We start from the raw sequence: 3,735 nt of genomic DNA, 5'->3' as shown, positions 1-3,735 counted from the left end.
CGCCGACCTCCTCCTCCTCGGCGAGGCGCCCGGCCAGCAAGAGGACGAGGGCGGCGAGCCGTTCATCGGTCGCTCGGGCGACGTGCTCGACGAGGCGCTCCGGGACGCCGGGCTCGCGCGCTCGGACGTCCGGATCACCAACTGCGTGCGCTGCCGGCCGCCGGAGAACCGCGATCCTCACCAGGAGGAGCTGTCGAACTGCCGGAGCTACCTCGAATGCGAGATCGAGGCCGTCGACCCGGAGCTGGTGGTCACGCTCGGCAAGGTCCCCAGCGAGCACCTGCTCGACCGCGACGTGGCGGTGACGAAGGAGGCGGGCGACGTACAGGACGCCCGCGTCGGCGACCGCTCACAGCGCGTCCTGATCTCGGTCCACCCGGCGGCGACGCTGTACGACGCCTCCCAAGGGGACACGTTCTCGGAGGCGATCGCCCGCGCGGCCGACCTCGCCGGCATCGCCGACGGCGAGGACGGGCAGTCCCGGCTGGGCGATTACTGACGCTGCGGGTGACCGTTCCCGGCGCGACTACTGACGCCGCGAGCGTTCCCGCGACGACTACTGCGGCTTCTCCAGCAGCGCGCGCCACATCACCGACTCCTCGTCGCTGGCTGGATGCCCGTCGGCGGTGTCGACGACGTCCCACGGGGTGCCGACGGTCGCGTCCCGCAGCCGCTCGATGGAGAACAGCCGGAACACCAGCGTCTCCCCCACGTCGCCCTCGTACTCGCTGTGGAACACGCGGTGGGCCAGCCCCGGCTCCGGGTCGTCGCGCACGGCAAACAGGTCGACCTCGACCGCGAACTCGGGCTTGTAGCCGTCGAGCATCGCCGTCGCGTCCGTCGTCGTGACGTGAGCGAGATCCGCGAGGAACGCCCGCAGCGCGTGCTGGCTCGGGGCGAGCTGGAGCTGCGAACCGATCGACAGCGCGGCGTCGAAGCGGTCCCGCCCGAACTGCTCCCGGAGCGCGAACATGACGCCGACGCGGGCGGCCTCGACGCCGCGGTCGCGCATCGTCTCGACGAGGTGCTCGCTGGGGTCGATCGCGACGGTCTCGACGCGCTCCTGGAAGTACAGCGCGTCCCGGCCCGCGCCGGCGCCCATGTCCAGTAGCGGCCCGTCGATCCGCGGCTCGAACCACTCGTCGGGCCGGTGGTCGCCGAAGTAGAACTCCTCGATGGTGTGTTCGCGGGTCTCGTCGCCGTCGCGGTCGATCAGCGGCTCGGCCCGCTCGCCGCGGTGGTGGTCGCGGATCGCCCGACCGAAGGGGTCCGTCATGACCCGTGCTTTGGCCGGGATGGGCAAAGGAATTCTGTGTAAGTGTCACACACTAACGTACCAAACGCCGCGACGGAAAGTCACTTGAGCGCCCGAACCGCAGGCTCGCGTATGGACTCCCACGCCGACGTGGTCGTCGTCGACTACGGCCTCGGCAACCTTCGCAGCGTCACGAAAGGGCTGGAGCGGGCGGGCGCGTCGGTGACGATCTCGGACGACCCCGAGCGATTCGACGACGCCGACGGGGTGGTGCTGCCCGGCGTCGGCGCGTTCCGCGAGGGGATGGAGAACGCCGACCCGTACCGCGACGCGCTCGAGGACGTCGCCGCCTCCGATCGCCCGCTGTTCGGCATCTGTCTCGGGATGCAGATGCTGCTCTCCGAGAGCGAGGAGGCCGACCACGAGGGGCAGGGCGCCGTCGAGGGCCTCGGCTTCGTCCCGGGAACGAACGTCCGCTTCCGCGGCGACCAGAAAGTCCCCCACATGGGCTGGAACGAGCTCGACGTGACCCGCGAGCACCCGCTCGTGACCGGCGTCGAGGGCGGCCGCGGCGGCTCCGTCGACGGCGAGCACGCCTACTTCGTCCACTCCTACTACGCCGACCCGGAGAACGACGACGCGATCGTCGCCGAGACCGACTACGGGGTGACGTTCCCCGCGATCGTCGCCAACGACGACGGGACGGTGTTCGGCACGCAGTTCCACCCCGAGAAGAGCGGGGAGACCGGGCTGACGATCCTGAAGAACTTCGTCGACCTCTGCTGAGGCGTTTCCGACTGTGAAACGCCGCGGGAGAGTTATGCTCCCCCGACACGAACGCCCGCTGTGTCCCCCACAGTTCCCTCCGTCCCCCGAGATTGGCGCGTTCCGCTGTTCCTCGGCGGCGCGTCGATCCCGTTCTCGCTCGTCACCTACCTCCAGTCCGGTTCGACGATGTCGCTCTGGCCCGTCGTGATCGCGGGGCTGATCGCCGGCTACCTGACCGACGACGCCGACCGCGTCGGCGCCCGGACCGGGTTCGTCGGCGGGCTGGCGGTGTTCTGGATCGTCGCGGAGATGGTGCTGCTGGTGCCCGAACTGACCGGGCCGTGGTGGTTCCTCGTCGCCGCGACCGGCACGAGCGTCGTCTTCGCGGTGCTCGGGGTGGCGCTCTCGGTGCTACTGGCGGCAGTTGCGGCGCGCGTCGGCGGGTGGCTCGCCCAGCAGGGCGGCCGGTACCGGCCCGCTCCCGAGGCCTGACTCCGCCCGACGCTAATGGTTCTCTCGGCTGTTCCCGAGTACCACCTGTCGTCGACGCAGGACGGTTCGCTCGACGCTGTCGCTCGTGAATTTGAGTGTACGAAAAGCAAGTACAGCCGCCGAGGCGGCTATTAGTTGCGGACGAGGTTCGTCGCGCGGGGGCCCTTGTCGGCCTGTTCGATGTCGAATTCAACTTCCTGCCCTTCCTCGAGGTCGTCGCCGCCGACATCTTCCATGTGGAAGAAAACGTCGTCGTCCGCGTCCTCAGTGGAAATGAAACCGTAGCCGCCCGTGTCGTTGAAGAAATCAACCTTACCGTTTGCCATTGCAAACAAACGTATGCCCCGTCACGGGATAACCCTTCCGAGGGTCGTGGTACCACGACCTGTGACCGACGAGCGTTCGGCGCCGTCGATCACCCAACGACGCCGAAGCCGTACTGCGCGTACGGCCAGAGGTGATAGAGGCCGACGCCGACGAGCACCGCCGGCACCGTGGTGTAGATCGTCGCGATGAGGGCGGCCTTCGCGTCGATCGCCAGCAGCGGGAACAGCGCGTCGCCGTCCTGACTGATCGCGTTGGCGGAAAGCGCCGAGAACGGCACCGCCTCCTCGATGGCGTACAGTTGGGCGAACACGATGTGGGCCGCACAGCCGGGGATCAGCCCCAGCAGGGCGCCGAACACCGGCGTCAGCACGCCCGCGGAGTTCGCGAGCGACTGGATGTCGAACGCGAAGATCGCCATCCCGTACTCGTAGAGCAGGTAGCCCGCGATCACCCAGACGGTCACCATCGCGGTCTCCATCGCGGCGTGCTGGAACGTCTTGTACAGCGTGCCGAAGCTGTCCCGGTTCCGACCGGCGTCGCCGGTCCCGATGTAGTGCCGGCCGACGAAGTAGAGGTAAAAGGAGAGCGTAGTGCCGAGCAGGCCGGCGACCGTGAACAGCCCGTCGTAGCTGAATCCGACCTCCCACGCTGGCTCCACGGCGCCCTTCGCGAGGTACATCGTCCCGGCGACCAGCGCGCCCACGAGCGTCACCCACCAGAGGACGTGGACGCCGTGGCTGACTCGTTCGAGTATCGCGGCGTCGGGCAGGTATCCGGGTCGGTCGCTGCCGCCCTCGCAGTCGGGCTGCTCGTACTCCGAGACGCTCGGGCCGCCCGCAGCGACGCTGCTGGTGGCGAAGCCACCGTCAGTGACGGGGCGGCTCACGCGCTCG

General features: G+C 69.0%; 6 protein-coding genes. 3 read left to right on the top strand and 3 right to left on the bottom strand.

Going from position 1 to position 3,735, the window contains the following annotated elements; all coding sequences use genetic code 11:
• Window positions 1–499 (top strand): uracil-DNA glycosylase (locus ACFR9S_RS00490; RefSeq protein WP_379817719.1); only part of this gene is annotated, 499 nt, incomplete at its 5' end.
• A gap of 57 nt (window positions 500–556) precedes the next feature.
• Here the strand turns inward: ACFR9S_RS00490 and ACFR9S_RS00485 are convergent.
• Window positions 557–1,276: a class I SAM-dependent methyltransferase gene (locus ACFR9S_RS00485; protein ID WP_379731673.1), complete on the bottom strand. Its 720-nt coding sequence runs from the start codon at window positions 1,274–1,276 to the stop codon at window positions 557–559.
• A gap of 111 nt (window positions 1,277–1,387) precedes the next feature.
• Here ACFR9S_RS00485 and hisH point away from each other — a divergent pair, with 111 nt between their 5' ends.
• Window positions 1,388–2,041, top strand: a complete 654-nt coding sequence (gene hisH, locus ACFR9S_RS00480; protein ID WP_379731672.1) for an imidazole glycerol phosphate synthase subunit HisH — start codon at window positions 1,388–1,390, stop codon at window positions 2,039–2,041.
• Between the two features lie 60 nt (window positions 2,042–2,101).
• Window positions 2,102–2,515 (top strand): DUF5518 domain-containing protein, encoded by a 414-nt coding sequence (locus ACFR9S_RS00475; RefSeq protein ID WP_379731671.1) that lies wholly within the window; start codon window positions 2,102–2,104, stop codon window positions 2,513–2,515.
• A gap of 131 nt (window positions 2,516–2,646) precedes the next feature.
• Here the strand turns inward: ACFR9S_RS00475 and ACFR9S_RS00470 are convergent, their stop codons facing one another.
• On the bottom strand, window positions 2,647–2,841 hold the full coding sequence (locus ACFR9S_RS00470; RefSeq protein WP_053949249.1) for a cold-shock protein: 195 nt from the start codon (window positions 2,839–2,841) through the stop codon (window positions 2,647–2,649).
• Window positions 2,842–2,930: 89 nt separating this feature from the next.
• Window positions 2,931–3,735, bottom strand: an 805-nt coding sequence (locus tag ACFR9S_RS00465) for a putative manganese transporter (RefSeq protein ID WP_379817717.1), incomplete at its 5' end; no start/stop codon positions are given.

Source organism: Halolamina salina, from assembly GCF_042678005.1.
Taxonomy (GTDB): domain Archaea; phylum Halobacteriota; class Halobacteria; order Halobacteriales; family Haloferacaceae; genus Halolamina; species Halolamina salina.
Note: the sequence above shows the minus strand (reverse complement) of the source record. Positions and strands in the feature narration are given on the sequence as shown.